Genomic DNA, 13,523 nt, shown 5'->3' with positions numbered 1-13,523 from the left:
CTACAGCATGGCCCAACCCACCCCGATCCGGCGAGTCACCTCCCGGCCGCGTCTGCTGGACGCGTTCTGCTGCCAGGGCGGCGCGAGCATGGGCTACCACCTCGCCGGGTTCGACGTCGTTGGCGTCGACATCGCCCCTCAGCCCCGCTACCCCTTCACCTTCGTGCAGGCTGAGGCGGTTGCGTTCATCCGCGGGCACGGCGCAGAGTTCGACTTCATCCACGCCTCGCCGCCGTGCCAGCACGACAGCGACTGTCAGCGCATCCGCGGCAACGACCATCCCGACCTGATCGCCCCCACCCGCGCCGCGCTGGAGACCACCGGACGGCCGTGGGTCATCGAGAACGTACGGGGCGCCATGTCCAAGCTGCGCCGTCCGGTGATGCTGTGCGGGCCCATGTTCGGCGTGGAGACCTACCGGCACCGCTACTTCGAAGCCGGCGGACTGCTGAACTTGCCGCAGCTCCCGCACCCCGCGCACACCGTGCCGCAGGCCAAGATGGGCCGTCCTATCCCGCCCGGCCACTACGGCCAGTTCGTCGGCAACTTCTCCGGCGTCGCCCTCGCTCGGAAGGTGATGGGCGTTGAGTGGATGAACCGCGACGGCATCCGCGAGTGCATCCCGCCCGCCTACACCGAATGGCTTGGCCGCAGCTTCCTGGGCGCACTGTCGCTGAGGACGGCGGCATGAGCGCGCGAGTGCTGCCGCTGCGGCGGCCGAACGGGCTGCGGGTGCTGGATCTCTGCTGCGGTGCGGGTGGCCTGTCTATGGGCTACTACCTCGCCGGGTTCGACGTCGTGGGCGTCGACAACCGCCCGCAGCCGAACTACCCCTTCACCTTCCACCAGGCCGACGCCCTCACCTTCCCGTTGGACGGCTTCGACCTGGTTCACGCGTCGTGGCCGTGCCAGCACTTCGCCCGGGTTACGGCGTGGCGCGGAAGCCGTGGGAACCATCCCGACCTGCTCACTCCCGGCCGCGCGCGGCTGGAAGCGTCGGGGCTGCCGTGGGTCATCGAGAACGTTCCGGAAGCCCCGCTGAGGCCGGACTACCTGCTGTGCGGGACTCAGTTCGGGCTCAGCGTCCGCCGTCACCGTGTGTTCGAGACGTCGTGGGGCGGCGGCGGGGACCTGGTCCCGCCGTGCTGGCACCGCAAGGGTCTGCTGGCGTTCGAGCACAAGGGCGAGCGGGCCTATGCCGACGCCATGGGCTGCACCTGGATGACCAACATCGAAGCCCGTCAGGCCGTGCCCCCCGCCTACACCGAGTGGATCGCCACCCAGTTCCTCGCCCTGGAAGGGAGGGCAGCGGCATGAGCACGACTTCCGAAGTTCTGCGGGTCGCCCTCGCCCTCGCGGCGGCCGGTGTCCCGGTCCTGCCCCTGCGGCGGGGCAAGGTCCCGTTCGGCAACTGCTGCACTTGCGCGGGCGCCCCGCCCCGGTGCGGCGGTCGGCCGAACATGAAGACGCCGGGACCGTGCCTGTGCCCGGCGCCGTGCCATGCGTGGGCCGCCGCGACCACCGACCCGCAGGTTCTCACCTCGCCCGTGTGGGCGCGGGTGTGGCGTGAGGCGGTGGCGGTCGCCTATCACCCCGGCGGGGCGGGGCTGACGGTGGTCGACCTGGACAACGCGGCGGCCGTCGCGTGGGCCCGTGAGACCCTGCCTGTCACCCGCGCCGTGCCGACGACGCGGGGCGAACACTGGATCTACCAGGGCGCCATGCCGTCATCGAACGCGGTCCGGCCGGGCGTCGACATCAAATCCTCCATGCAGTACGCCCGTTGGCTCGGACCCGGGACCGGCCGCATGACCGTTCTCCCGGCGACCGTGCACGCCTTGGTGGTGAAGGAAGACACCACCCCCGGCCGGGGGGAGGTGGCATCTTCCCTCCCGACGCGCGCCACGTGGGGCCGGTCGGTGGCCACCGGGTGCCGCCACACCGAGCGATACGTCCGCACCGGTCTCGAACGCGGTCTCGCCCTGGTGCGGGCCCGCACCGAATCCGGCGCCGGATCACAGGCGTTTGGCGTCGCCCGGTTCCTCGCCGCACAGCACGCCGCGTGCCCCGGACCGTGCGGCCTCGCGGCGATCGGTGAGGAGATCGTGGCCACCGCCGTTTCGGTGGGTGTTCCGGAGGCGTACGCCCGCCGCGCGGTCGCCAACGGCCTTGAGGCGGCTGTGGAGCGTGCGGCGTGAGCAAAGCATCCCGAACCCCCGCGAACGGCCCTCAGGGCGCCGTACAGGGCCCGCCACGGCCGCGCGTGGGCGAATCGAAGGTCGCCGCCCGCAAGGGCGTCCTTTCTGTCGTTGGTTCTGACCCGCAGATGGTCACCGTCACCGGCATCACCCCGGGGCTTCAGATCCAGTGTGAGGGCGTCCCCGTCGCGGACTGGCGCTGTGCCTGCGGGCATCACGAACGCGCCCGGGTCCGCGTCGGCGTCTGCCCGCACACCACCACCGCCGAAGGGAGGGCGGCCTCATGACTCCACAGCCTGTGGACAGCCCCGACCTGTGGGCCGGACTGCCCACCCTGGAAGAACCGCCCGGCGAGGACGACGCGGCACCGGACGTGTGGGAGGACCCCATTCCGCTCACCGGCCGCCGGGAGCGTCCGCAGTTCCCCGCCCACGTCCTCCCCGCTTGGTTGGGGGAGTTCGTGGCGGCCGTCGCGGAGGAGACACAGACTCCGGTCGACCTCGCCGGTTCGATCGCCCTCGCCGTGCTCGCCACGGCGGCCGGCGGCCGGTCGGTGGTCCACGTACGCGGCAACTGGCGTGAGCCCACCAACCTCTACACCGTGGTGGCGCTCCCGCCCGCCAACCGCAAGTCGGCCGTCTTCGCGTTGCTGACCAACCCCCTTTATGAGGCGGAGAAGCAGCTCAAGACCGCGATGAAGCCCGTGATCGTGGAAGCGGAGCTGACGGCGCGGTTGGCCAAGGAAGCGGCGGACAAGGCCGCCGCTAAGGCCGCGTCAGCCGACGGGGACAAGCGGGATGAGATGGTGGCGACCGCCGTGGGCCTCGCGCAGACGGCGGACACGCTCAGTGTCCCCGCCGAACCGGTGCTGTTGGCGGACGACTCGACACCCGAGACGGTGACCTCGCTCATGTCGGAGCAGGGCGGCCGGCTGTCGGTGATGAGCGCTGAGGGCGGCATCTTCGACATCATCGCCGGCCGCTACTCCGGGGCCCCCAACATGGAGGTCTTCCTGAAGGGGCATGCCGGGGACCGGCTGAGGGTGAACCGGCAGACCCGCCGCGAGTACATCGACGCGCCTGCGCTGACCATCGGTCTTGCCGTGCAGCCGGACGTGCTGAGGGACATCGGGAAGGTGAAGGGGTTCGAGGGGCGCGGACTGCTGGCCCGCTTCCTGTACTCCCTGCCCGTGTCCACGGTCGGCGACCGCGAGATCATCACCGACCCGGTCCCCGAGCAGACGGCCGCCACCTACACCGCCCGGGTCATCGACCTCGCCCTGTCCCTGGCAGAGTGGACCGACCCGGCCGTCATCCAGCTCACCCCGGAAGCGGACGCGGCGCTGATCGCCTATCAGAAGCGCATCGAACCACAGCTCAAGGCACGCGGCGGCAAGCTGGGCCACATCTCCAACTGGGCCGGAAAGCTCGCCGGGGCGACCGCCCGCATGGCCGCGCTGCTGCACCTCGCCGAACAAGGCGGCAACGGCTACGCCCACCCGGTCACTGAGGCCACCATGCGCGCGGCGATCGAGCTGGGGGAGTACTACACCGCCCATGCCCTCGCCGTGTTCGACGTCATGGGCGCCGACCCGGTCCTGTCCCGTGCCCGCAGCGTGCTGGAAGCGCTGAGGGACAACGGATGGGAGGACGTCAGCCGGCGGGACGTCTTCAGCGTCCTGTCCCGCAGCGAGGTGCCCACCGTCGCCGACCTGGAACCGGCCCTCGCACTGCTGGAAGACCACGGATACCTGCGCTCCTACCAACCCGAGCGCACCGGCAAGCGCGGACGCCCACCGGCACCCCGCCTCACTGCCCATCCGTCGCTGCGCCACGGTGGCCAGTGACCCCCGGTCGCGCACACAACCCCCCTCGCACAAATCGCGAAATCGCAGAACCCCCCGGGCACCCCCGCTGACCTGCGACGCGGCCCCCGACGCATCACGGACGGGGGCCCGTCGCACAATCCCGCGATATTCCGCAAAAAACCGAGCGCCACCCCACCCAACGGGGCCGGCTGACGGCCGCCCCTGATTTTTGCGGAATATCGCGGGTTTCTGCGGAGCACCGCCCACAGGCACCCGCGCTACGCATCACCGCAGGTCAACGGGCATCCCCGGGGTTTCTGCGGATATTGCGGTTTGTGCGGCGGCACCTGCCCATGAACTCAGCCCCACAGGAGTGAGCCGTGGACGAACACACCACCCTCCCCCTCGCCCCCGCCGAAGACCCGACCCTTGTCCTCCTCAAGGTCGAAGAGGCCGCCCGCCGTCTCCGTATCGGCCGTACCACCTGCTTCGAGCTCATCCGAACCGGACAACTGGAGTCGGTCATGGTCGGCGGACTCCGCCGCGTCCCCGTCGACGCCCCGGCCGCCTACGTCACCCGTCTCCGCACCGCCCAACGCGCCGCTTGACGACGCCCGGGGCGGCGGCACTCCCGGACAGGACAGCCCGCCGCCCCGGTCTCCATCCCGACACCAAGAAACAGGAGCCTGCCTGTGGCAGAGGAACAGAAGAAGCGCACCCGGCAGCCCAACGGCCGCAGCTCGATCTACTTCGGCAAGGATGGCAAATGGCACGGCCGCGTCACTGTCGGCGTCCGCGACGACGGCACGCCGGACCGCCGCCATGTCGAGCGGAAGACCCGCGCTGAAGTCACGACCGCCGTACGCGAGCTGGAGAAGCAGCGCGACGCCAAGACCGTGAAGAAGCCGGGCAAGGCGTGGACGGTCAAAGCGTGGCTGACGCATTGGGTTGAGAACGTCGCGCCCCTCGCCGTCAACGACAACACGATGGTCGGGTACGGCGTTGCGGTCCGGAAGCACCTCATTCCTGGGTTGGGTGCCCACCGACTCGACAGGCTCAAGCCCGAGCACATTGAAGCGTTCTACGCGAAGACGCAGGCCAACGGCAGCAAGCCCGCGACCGCTCACCAGGTGCACCGCACCTTCCGCACCGCTCTCAACGAGGCCGTACGGCGCGGCCATCTCGGCAAGAACCCGGTTCAGTTGGCCAAGGCACCGAAGACGGGGGAGTACGAGGTGGAGCCCTACAGCGTCCAAGAGGTGCAGCGGCTGTTGAAGGCTGCCGACCAGCACCGGAATTCCGCTCGATGGGCCGTCGCCCTCGCTCTCGGACTGCGTCAAGGGGAGGTACTGGGGTTGAAGTGGGAGGACGTGGACCTTGAGGGTGGGTTCCTCGTTGTCCGTCGTAGTCGCCACCGGCCGCAGTACGCCCACGGGTGCGTGGAGCCGTGCGGACGCAAGGCCGCCGGGTACTGCCCGCAGAGGCGACGAACCAACCCGGAGCTGTCCACCACCAAGTCGCGCGCCGGCCGCCGTGCGGTCGGTCTCCCCGACCAGCTCGTTGACCTACTCCGTGCCCACCTCAAGGCGCAGGAAGTGGAGCGAACGGAGGCTGGGAAGTGCTGGGAGGACAACGACTTGGTGTTCCCGGATGAGCACGGCCGTAGCCCGTCCCACCGCCGGGACTGGACTGAATGGAAGGCTCTTCTGGCAGAGGCGAAAGTTCGGGACGGGCGTCTGCACGACGCGCGCCACACGGCCGCCACGGTGCTGCTCATCCTCGGTGTCCCCGAGCGGGCCGTCATGGGCCTCATGGGGTGGTCGACCACGGCCATGGCCGCGCGGTATCAGCACATGGTGGACGCGGTACGAGCTGACATCGCGAAGCAGGTCGACACGCTGATCTGGAAAGCGGATAGTGCACCGGATATTGAAGGCACGGAAGGCGCAAAGGGTGCTACGGGCGTCAACGGGGCCTAGGGAGGTAGAGCGGTAAACGCCCTGGTCGGATGCGGCAGCCTGCGTTAGATCAGCAACCCGAGAAATAAGGTGAACCACAAGATGTAGTGCCTTAAGAGGCGTGTAGCTACAAGATGTTGTGGTTGCCTGGTCTCGCTGGTAACCGCGATCGCGGTATGCTCAGTGGAACCTCACGGCCATTCAGGTCGACGGGAGTTGCCTCAGTCACGCCTGCCAGCAGAGAACTGAGGTTCCTCCCGTCGTGAGGTCAGGTACCTACGACAGTGAGAAGAGGTAACGCATGACTTCTATTCCCGACCGTACCCGAAACCTGTTTCCGGGCGGTAGTGCGCTCCCGGTCGGACTCCCCGGCAGGGGTGCGATCGTGATCATTGTTCTGTGGCTGGCAGCGGCGGCGAACCGTTGGGATGTCGTCGCCGCTTTGACCGCTCTGGTCGGTGGCGGATCGGTGGTGTGCTGTCGGCGGCCTAGCTCAGCCTGAGCTTAGGCCCCGGCATCCCGTCTCAGTCATCAACTGAGACGGGAACTGAGACGGACTGACCCAGGGCGGCACTCCTCCGGGGGTGCCGCCCTTTCGTTTTGCCTGGTCAGGCAGTCAGAGGCCGTGGCGGGAATCGAACCCACGTAACTCGCTTTGCAGGCGAGTCCCTAAACCACTCGGGCACACGGCCGATGTCGTGCTCTCGTGCCTTCGACGATAGGGACGGGGGCGGAGGGGCACAACGGCCCGGCGGGCGCTGCCATGCGACTGACATACGCCGTTCATGATGCGCGTTCTGTCAGGTGTGGGTCAGGAACTCCTCGACCACCGGGCGGAAGAGCTCCGGCTCGTCGACCCACGGGTAGTGCCCCACCCCGTGCAGCGGCCGCACCCGCCCGTTCGGGAAGGACTCCGCGACCAGCTCACCGGCGCGCATACCGGTCACCGCGTCCCGGTCCCCGGTCACCACCAGCACCGGGCACCCCACCTCCCGCAGCTGCACCAGCACCGCCCGCCGTGCCGCCTCGTCCACGCCCTGCCAGAAGCCCGCGCGCGGCACCGGGCCCAGCTGTTCGCCCTCGCTCGCGGCGTGTGCGCGCTGCGGTTCGTCCCAGCGGCCGTACGCCATGGGGGCGGCCTGGAGCAGCAGTTTGCGCACCTCGGCCAGGTCCGTGGTGTCGGGCAGCAGCTGGACCGCGGCTGAGGCGTCGGGCCACCACGGCTCGGTGGCGCGGGCCTCGAAGATCTCGCGGGCGTCCTGGGGGAGTTCGCCCTGCATCCGCGCGCCGGGGCAGACCAGGATGAGGTGCGTCAGCCGCTCGGGGTGGGCGGCGGCGTACGCCTGGGCCGTCGCGGCGGCCGCGTCGTGGGCGAGCAGCGCGAACCGTTCGAGTCCTAGGTGGCCGCGGAGCGCTTCGAGGTCTTCGGCGAGGCTGGGAAAGGCGTAGCCGCTCGGTTCGGTGGCGGGCGGGGAGTCGCCGGTGCCCCGGCTGTCGGGGATGACCAGGGTGCGCTCGGCGTCGAGCCCGCCGAGGTCGCCCAGATACGCGGCGTTCCGCCCCGGCCCGCCGGCCAGACAGACGAGCGGCGGCCGGGCGGCGCCGCTGCCGGTACGGGACTCAAGGACTCGGTAGGCGAGTTCGGCGCCGTCGTACGAGGTGTAGTGGGAGGTGTAGTGGGAGGTGTAGTGGGGCATTGGTCCAGCTTGCCTGATTGAGCCGGTCGCGCGGACGGGCCGCGCGCCCGGCCGCAGGGGCAGTCGCCGCCCCCGGTGCCCGCTCCCGGTGCCCGCCCCCGGCGGCGGGGCGTGAGCTCTACGGTGCGTAAGTCGCCTGTTTCCCGGCAGGGTTGGCCGCCGCGCTGAGGGTTTCCGCGCTCAGGTCCGCCTCGTCGAGCACCGCCGCCGCCCCGCGGCCGATCCGGGCGAGCCCGAGGAGCAGATGGGCGCAGTCGATGTGGGCCGAGCCGGCCTCTTCCGACAGTTCCTCCGCGAGGGCGATGGCCTTGCGGGAGTTATCGTCCCGGGGCCGTAGCGCTTGTGGATTGGGTGGGTGATCCAAAAGTGAGGGAGCGCAGATGTGCCCGGACCCCAAGTTGCGCTTATGATTCGAGGGTGTTCGACTCCCGACACATCAGGACGTTCCACGAGGTGGTCCGCGCCGGCTCGTACTCCGCCGCGGCCCGCTCCCTCGGCTATACGCAACCGGCGATCACGCAGCAGATGAAGGCGCTAGAGCGGGAGGTCGGCAGCCCGCTCTTCATCCGCGTCGGCCGCGGTATGCGGCTCACCGAGGCCGGGGAGACCCTGGCCCGCCACGCCGACGTCATCCTCGACTCCATCTCCGCCGCCCGGCAGCAGCTCAACGCCATCACCCGGCTGCGCGCCGGCCACGTACGCCTCTGCGGCTTCCCCAGCGCGAATGCCACCCTCATCCCCGAGGCCATGGCCCGCCTCGCGGCCGCCCACCCGGGCGTGCGGGTGGAACTGCTCGAAGGCGAGCCGCCCGAGTCGCTGGGGCGGGTGGTGCGCGGCGAATGCGACATCACGCTCGCCTTCACCTACCCCGGTCTGCGCGAGCAGGCCCCCGCCGAGCTGGTCGAGATCCCGCTGCTCGAAGACCAGCTGACCGTGCTGCTGCCCACCGGCCATCCGCTGGCCCGGCGGCGGGCCGTCAAGCTCGCGGAGCTGAGCGGGGAGCGGTGGATAGCGGGCTGTCTGCGCTGCCGCGCCAACTTTCTGCACGAGTGCGCGGAGCAGGGCTTCGCCCCCGATATCGCCTTTACGACGGACGACAACCTGGTCATCCAGAGCATGGTCGCGGCGGGGCTCGGCGTGGCGATGATGCCCGGGCTCGTCCTGTCCTTCCTCTGCCACCGGAAGGTCACCGGCCGCGCCCTGGAGCCCGCCTCGCGCCGCCATGTCTCGGCGTACGTGCTGCGGGAGCATCTGCGGGTGCCGGCGACGGAGATGGTGCTGGAGGAGCTGAAGGCGGTGGCGGCGAACCGGGTCGGCTGCTGACCCATAAGCAGTTGTTGAGGTTCGCGAAGAAACCGTCGTTGGACGTGATGGTTCCGGCGGCAGGACCCTGCGGCCATGACCACTCCGACCGCCTCCGCGCCGCCCGTCCCCGCGTCGCCTGTCTCTGCGCCGTCCGCCTCCGCGCTGTCTGCCTCCGCGCCGTCCGCCTTGTGCCGTACCGCGCGTATCAGCATGTTCGTCGACGAGGTGCGCGAGGCCGTCGGTCGGGCCCTGGCGCCGGACCTGACCGCCCAACTGGTGGCCGAACGCCTCGCCCCCCACCTTGGCGCGCCCGACCTGCTCACCGCGGCCCAACGGCAGGGCGACGCCGCGAACTACCGCCAGCACCTCCTGCACGCCGAACCCGACGGCAGCTTCTCCGTCGTCGCCCTCGTCTGGCTGCCCGGTCAGTACACCGCCATCCACGACCACGTCTCGTGGTGCGTGGCCGGTGTCCACGAGGGCCAGGAACGCGAGCGCCGCTACGACCTCCTCCCCGACGGCACCACCTCCCGCCTGGTCGCGGTGGCGGAGGTGACCAATCCGCTCGGCTCGGTGGCCGGGTTCGCGCCGCCGGGAGATATCCACAGGGTGTGGAACGCGGGTGCGGGCATGGCGATCTCCATCCACGTCTACGGAGCGGATGTCGCCCGGCTGGGCAGCAGCGTCCGGCGCGTGTACGCCCTGCCGGAGGGTGAGGATCTGTGAGCCCGCGGCGCCGCACCGGAATGGCCGTCATGCCTGGCCGAGGGCGATGCCGAGGCCGAAGTCGAGGCCGAGGGCGATGCGGGTGGGCCGGGCCATGGCGCTGACGGACGCGCGCGGCGGCGCGCCTGGCGCCGACGGAGGGCCGGGCGTCGGCGGCTCGCCGGGCGTGCGCGGTGCGGCCGTGGGGCCCGGGGCGGCTGTGTGTCCTGCGGCGGGGTGTCCTACGGCGGGCGGCGCGGCGCCTGAGCACCCCGCGCCCGGCACTCCGGCGCGGCCGTCGGGCGAGCCCGGCGCGGGCACAGGGCCCCACGGCACAGCGTCCGCACCGGGCGCGCCCGAGGCCGTGGCGCCTCCGGCGCCCCGCCGCGCGGCGCGGATCCGGGTCCTCTTGCCCGGGCTGGGGCTCGGCGGGCTCGGCGTGGCGGGGGCATGGGCGGTGCACCTGGCGGTGCCAGGGGTGCCGATGCTGACCGTTGCCGTCGTGCTGGGCATCCTCGCCGCGCATCTGCCGGGCACGCGCGGGGTCGTACGGGGCGGCGGCCGGGCCGGGCTGTCGTTCGCGGGGAAGCGGTTGATGCGCCTGGGCGTGGTGCTGCTCGGGCTCAAGCTCAGCCTGGACGATGTGCTGGGCCTCGGCTGGGCGAGCGTGGCGATGGTGTGCGGGGTGGTCGCGGCCACGTTCTTCGGCACGTGGTGGCTCGGCCGCCGGATGGGGCTGCATGGCGACCAGTCGTTGCTGGTCGCCACCGGCTACGCGATCTGCGGCGCGTCCGCGATCGGCGCGGTCAGCGAGGTGTCGGACAGCGACGAGCGCGACGTCGCGACGTCCGTGGCGCTGGTGACGCTGTGCGGGACGCTCGCCATCGCCGTACTGCCGCTGCTCCAGCACCCGCTGGGGCTCAGCGACGCGCAGTTCGGCCGGTGGGTCGGGGCGAGCGTGCACGACGTGGGGCAGGTCGTGGCCGCCGCACAGACGGCCGGGCCGTCGGCGCTGGGCGAGGCGGTGCTCGTGAAGCTGATGCGGGTGGCGCTGCTGGCGCCGCTCGTCGCGGCGGTCGCCGTCTCCGTACGGGCCCGGCGGGCGCGGGAGACCCAGCAGGCCGAGCAGGCTCAGTCCGCCCAGCAGGCTCAGTCGGCCCAGCAGGCTCAGTCGGCCCAGCAGGACCAGTCGGCCCAGCAGGACCAGGTCGGCGGGGAAGCGCGGCTCGGTGACGAAGCCGGAAGTACCGCCTCTGCGGCGCGGCGGCCACCCCTCGTGCCGCTGTTCGTCCTCGGCTTCCTGGCCATGGTCGCCGTGCGCAGTACGGACCGGCTGCCGTCCGCCGCGCTCGACACCGCCGCGACCGCCCAAGAGCTGCTGCTCGCTGCCGCCCTCTTCGGCCTCGGCAGCGCGGTGCACCTGCCCTCGCTGGCCCGTACGGGCGGGCGCGTGGCGGCGCTCGGGCTGTGTGCGTGGGTGGTGGTCGCGGGCGTCGGCTACGGCGGGGTGCTGCTCACGACGTAACGGTCGCCCTGAGGGCGGTGCGGGCCCCGGGACCCGGGACCCGGGCCCCGTCGCCCCATACGCCTTACGACGCGTAGATCTCGGTCATCTCGGTGATCTTGCCGTTGCCGTCGACCGTGATTTCGTAGAAGTTCCGGCCCCAGCAGTCGCTGGCGTCCACCTTCGATTGCCCGCCGTCGTACTGCTTGCCCTTCGGGTCCGCACACGTCTTGATGTGCGCGATGCCGCCGTTCTGGGCGGTGAGGGCCCGCTGCGTGGAGTCCTTCTTGCTGATGATCGTCACCTTGGCGCCGCCCGAGGCGACGGAGTAGGTGTGCAGCGCCCCGACCGCCCGGTACGCCCTGCCCTGGTGCGACTTCGTGGTGCACTGCCGCTTGGCGTTCTTGGCGATGATGTTGTTCATCGCGCCTTCGACGTTGTTGACCCAGATGACCTTGCGGCCGTTGGTGGTCGTCGAGCAGCCGCTGTTGCCGTTCCCGCCCCCGTTCTTGATCTTCTTGCCGTACTTCTTCTTGTTGGCCTTCTTCACGGCGTGGCTTCTCGAGGAGTGAGAGTTGCCGCTGCTGCCGCCGTTGCAGGCGGTGAGGGTGAGCGCCGCGGTGACAAACATGGCAGTGGCGAGAAATGGGCGGATGGAAGGCACGATTCCCCCGTGGTGCGGGCCTGGTCGTCCACGACCAGGCATGGAGTGAGGCTGGGGCTGAACGTCGCAGAGAAGGCGGTGTGGCGACCTGGCCGAAAGTCTATGGGTGTGAGCATGGCGAACCGATGTCGCTTACCGAATCCTGGGTGACCGGTTTCCAATCTGTGACGACACCTGTGACGACACCTGTGACGCCGATCGTGGCTGGTTGCCGAGCCTAGGACCGAGGGCCGAGGCGATCTACGTCCCGCGCCAGGTGTGTCCCCCGGAAACGCCTCTTACGCTGGCGTAATGACCGCTATCGACCCGCGCGACACCGACGTCGCGGACAGTCCCACCGCACCAGCCGAAGCCGAAGCCGAAGACATAGCCAACGCGAAAGCCGAAGCCGACGAAGCCGAAGGTGGCGGCGGCTCCGTACTCGGGCGGCGCTACCGCGCCCTCACCCTCGGCATCGTGTCCGTCGTCTCCCTCATCGCCTTCGAGGCGAGCGCGGTCAACACGGCGATGCCGGTCGCGGCCCGTGCCCTCGACGGGGTCGAGCTCTACGCGTACGCCTTCTCCGCGTACTTCACCGCGAGCCTGTTCGCGATGGCGCTGTCGGGCGAGTGGTGCGACCGCCGGGGGCCGCTCGCGCCGCTGTTCGCCGGGATCGCGGCCTTCGGGGCCGGTCTTGTGGTCTCCGGCTCGGCGCAGGACATGTGGACGTTCGTGGGCGGGCGCGCGGTGCAGGGGGTCGGCGGCGGGCTGGTGATCGTCGCGCTGTACGTACTGGTCGGCCGCGCCTATCCACAGCGGCTGCAACCCGCCGTGCTGGCGTCCTTCTCCGCCGCCTGGGTGCTGCCGGTGATCGTCGGGCCGCTGGTCGCGGGGACGGTCACCGAACAGGCCGGATGGCGCTGGGTCTTCCTGTCCATCCCGGTACTGATACTGCTGCCGCTCGCGGTGATGCTCCCCGCTCTGCGCAAGGTGGACCGGGGCGAGCCCTCCCCGGCCATGAACCGCCGCCGCATCCTCCTCGCACTCGCCGTCGCGTCCGGCGCGGGCCTGCTGCAGTACGCGGGCCAGGACCTGGTCTGGATCTCCCTGATCCCCGCCGCGGCCGGCCTCGCGCTGCTCGTCCCCTGCGTCCTGCGGCTGCTGCCCAAGGGCACCTTCCGGGCCGCCCGCGGCCTGCCGTCCGTGGTGCTGCTGCGCGGCGTCGCGGCGGGCTCCTTCCTCGGCGCGGAGAGCTTCGTGCCGCTGATGCTCGTCACCGAACGCGGCCTGTCGGCCACGGCGGCCGGGCTCTCGCTCACCGGCGGCGGGCTGACCTGGGCGCTCGGCTCGTACACCCAGAGCCGCCCGCGTCTGGAGCCCTACCGCGAGCGGCTGATGGCGGCGGGCATGCTCCTGATGGCGCTGTCCATCGGCATGGTCCCGCTGGTGCTCATCGACTCCGTACCCGCGTGGCTGGTCGCCGTGGCGTGGGTGATCGGCGGCTACGGGATGGGGCTGGTCATCTCCAGCGGCAGCGTGCTGCTCCTCAAGCTCTCCGGCCCCAAGGAGGCGGGCAGCAACTCCGCCTCCCTCCAGGTCTCCGACGCGCTCGGCAACATCACGCTGGTGGGGCTGAGCGGAGTGCTGTTCGTGGGCTTCGGCGGCGGCTCGGTGGCCGCGGGCCATGTGGGGGAGGGGGCCACGGC

At 70.9% G+C, this 13,523-nt stretch carries 14 protein-coding genes and 1 tRNA gene; 11 read left to right on the top strand and 4 right to left on the bottom strand.

Going from position 1 to position 13,523, the window contains the following annotated elements:
• The first annotated feature begins 7 nt into the window (after positions 1 to 7).
• From CCN51_RS03790 to CCN51_RS03760, 7 genes are all read left to right on the top strand, one after another.
• Entirely contained in the window at positions 8 to 691 is a 684-nt protein-coding gene (locus CCN51_RS03790; RefSeq protein WP_014179201.1) for a DNA cytosine methyltransferase, read from the top strand.
• Positions 688 to 1,317 carry a DNA cytosine methyltransferase gene (locus tag CCN51_RS03785; RefSeq protein ID WP_193383744.1) on the top strand — a complete coding sequence of 210 codons (630 nt, stop codon included), beginning with the start codon at positions 688 to 690 and terminating at the stop codon, positions 1,315 to 1,317. The genes CCN51_RS03790 and CCN51_RS03785 overlap by 4 nt, the downstream gene beginning before the upstream one ends.
• A complete protein-coding gene (locus tag CCN51_RS03780) occupies positions 1,314 to 2,198 on the top strand; it encodes a bifunctional DNA primase/polymerase (RefSeq protein WP_014179203.1) in 885 nt (294 codons plus the stop codon). Before CCN51_RS03785 ends, CCN51_RS03780 begins: the two co-directional genes overlap by 4 nt.
• On the top strand, positions 2,195 to 2,485 hold the full coding sequence (locus CCN51_RS03775) for a hypothetical protein (RefSeq protein ID WP_238545454.1): 291 nt from the start codon (positions 2,195 to 2,197) through the stop codon (positions 2,483 to 2,485). The genes CCN51_RS03780 and CCN51_RS03775 overlap by 4 nt, the downstream gene beginning before the upstream one ends.
• Positions 2,486 to 2,496: 11 nt before the next feature.
• Positions 2,497 to 4,044: a YfjI family protein gene (locus tag CCN51_RS03770; protein WP_014179205.1), complete on the top strand. Its 1,548-nt coding sequence runs from the start codon at positions 2,497 to 2,499 to the stop codon at positions 4,042 to 4,044.
• A 341-nt stretch (positions 4,045 to 4,385) separates the two neighbouring features.
• Complete coding sequence (locus CCN51_RS03765) at positions 4,386 to 4,613, top strand: excisionase family DNA-binding protein (RefSeq protein WP_014179206.1); 228 nt, start codon at positions 4,386 to 4,388, stop codon at positions 4,611 to 4,613.
• 84 nt (positions 4,614 to 4,697) lie between these two features.
• Entirely contained in the window at positions 4,698 to 5,984 is a 1,287-nt protein-coding gene (locus tag CCN51_RS03760) for a tyrosine-type recombinase/integrase (protein WP_014179207.1), read from the top strand.
• 599 nt (positions 5,985 to 6,583) lie between these two features.
• Here the strand turns inward: CCN51_RS03760 and CCN51_RS03755 are convergent.
• The 3 genes from CCN51_RS03755 to CCN51_RS03745 all read right to left on the bottom strand — a co-directional run bounded on the left by CCN51_RS03755 (position 6,584) and on the right by CCN51_RS03745 (position 8,024).
• Positions 6,584 to 6,655 (bottom strand) — tRNA-Cys (locus CCN51_RS03755).
• 108 nt (positions 6,656 to 6,763) lie between these two features.
• Entirely contained in the window at positions 6,764 to 7,660 is an 897-nt protein-coding gene (locus tag CCN51_RS03750) for an alpha/beta fold hydrolase (RefSeq protein WP_014179208.1), read from the bottom strand.
• Positions 7,661 to 7,778: 118 nt separating this feature from the next.
• On the bottom strand, positions 7,779 to 8,024 hold the full coding sequence (locus tag CCN51_RS03745; protein ID WP_014179209.1) for a Clp protease N-terminal domain-containing protein: 246 nt from the start codon (positions 8,022 to 8,024) through the stop codon (positions 7,779 to 7,781).
• A 53-nt stretch (positions 8,025 to 8,077) separates the two neighbouring features.
• On the opposite strand from CCN51_RS03745, the gene CCN51_RS03740 reads away from it, so the two are divergent.
• The 3 genes from CCN51_RS03740 to CCN51_RS03730 all read left to right on the top strand — a co-directional run bounded on the left by CCN51_RS03740 (position 8,078) and on the right by CCN51_RS03730 (position 11,195).
• Positions 8,078 to 8,983, top strand: coding sequence for a LysR family transcriptional regulator (locus tag CCN51_RS03740; protein ID WP_014179210.1), 906 nt, complete (start codon positions 8,078 to 8,080; stop codon positions 8,981 to 8,983).
• Between the two features lie 75 nt (positions 8,984 to 9,058).
• On the top strand, positions 9,059 to 9,691 hold the full coding sequence (locus CCN51_RS03735; protein ID WP_014179211.1) for a cysteine dioxygenase family protein: 633 nt from the start codon (positions 9,059 to 9,061) through the stop codon (positions 9,689 to 9,691).
• Positions 9,692 to 9,785: 94 nt separating this feature from the next.
• A complete protein-coding gene (locus CCN51_RS03730; RefSeq protein WP_245881572.1) occupies positions 9,786 to 11,195 on the top strand; it encodes a YeiH family protein in 1,410 nt (469 codons plus the stop codon).
• A 64-nt stretch (positions 11,196 to 11,259) separates the two neighbouring features.
• On the opposite strand, the gene CCN51_RS03725 is transcribed toward CCN51_RS03730, so the two are convergent.
• Positions 11,260 to 11,805: a hypothetical protein gene (locus CCN51_RS03725; RefSeq protein WP_014179213.1), complete on the bottom strand. Its 546-nt coding sequence runs from the start codon at positions 11,803 to 11,805 to the stop codon at positions 11,260 to 11,262.
• 324 nt (positions 11,806 to 12,129) lie between these two features.
• Here CCN51_RS03725 and CCN51_RS03720 point away from each other — a divergent pair.
• Positions 12,130 to 13,523, top strand: a 1,394-nt coding sequence (locus tag CCN51_RS03720; RefSeq protein WP_107425904.1) for an MFS transporter, incomplete at its 3' end; no start/stop codon positions are given.

It is taken from the genome of Streptomyces milbemycinicus (assembly GCF_002154605.1).
In the GTDB taxonomy this organism is placed as follows: Bacteria; Actinomycetota; Actinomycetes; order Streptomycetales; family Streptomycetaceae; genus Streptomyces; species Streptomyces milbemycinicus.
This window is presented reverse-complemented; position numbering and strand designations above follow the sequence as displayed.